The following is a 705-nucleotide window of genomic DNA, read 5'->3' as shown; positions in this document are numbered from 1 at the left end:
TAGGATAAAACAAATTGAGAATTTGTCGCTATTTGTAAATTGTATCCTGGCTTAAGTTGGCCATTTTTCATATGGTCTTCCTTCATTCTCATAAAAGTTGCATCATGATCAGTTTTAGAAAAGCTATTTCTATCTTTAAGAATCGATTTTTGTTCTTCATATTTACTTTTTCTTTCGGAATAATCATCAAATTTCTTTTTGAACTTCTTAATCTCAGTTCTTTTTTTACGGGTCTGTTTTCTAATTTGAGTACAATCTTCGTTCTCAATAGAATGATTTAAATCTTCGATTTCTTTATCTAAATGACTACCAATTAAATCTATTTCTTCTATTGTTAAATCGCTATCTCCATCTTCTTTTATCTCTGGTATTATTTTTTCTTCAACTAAGTCACGATATAATGCTTTTGAATTTTCGTTCAATTTCGATTCGTGATTTTGAATACTTTTCTTCCACACAAATGTATATCTATTGGCACTAGCTTCTACTTTTGTACCATCAATAAAAATTGAATTATCATCAATAAGATTTTGCTTTAAACATTGACTATGGAACTGAATAAATAAAGATTCAATTAACGCATCAGTATTAGGATTCACTCTAAAACGATTAATAGTTTTATAAGAAGGTGTTTGATCTTGAGCTAACCACATCATTCGAATACTGTCATGAAGTAATTTCTCTATTCTACGACCAGAAAATACA

Annotated in this window: 1 pseudogene; it reads right to left on the bottom strand. The window is 28.5% G+C overall.

Annotated elements, in window-relative coordinates:
* Positions 1-705 (bottom strand): annotated as a pseudogene (locus ACXQH5_RS13755) (IS1182-like element ISSau3 family transposase); the annotation flags it as partial.

This window comes from Staphylococcus sp. SA22, assembly GCF_054165785.1.
Note: the sequence above shows the minus strand (reverse complement) of the source record. Positions and strands in the feature narration are given on the sequence as shown.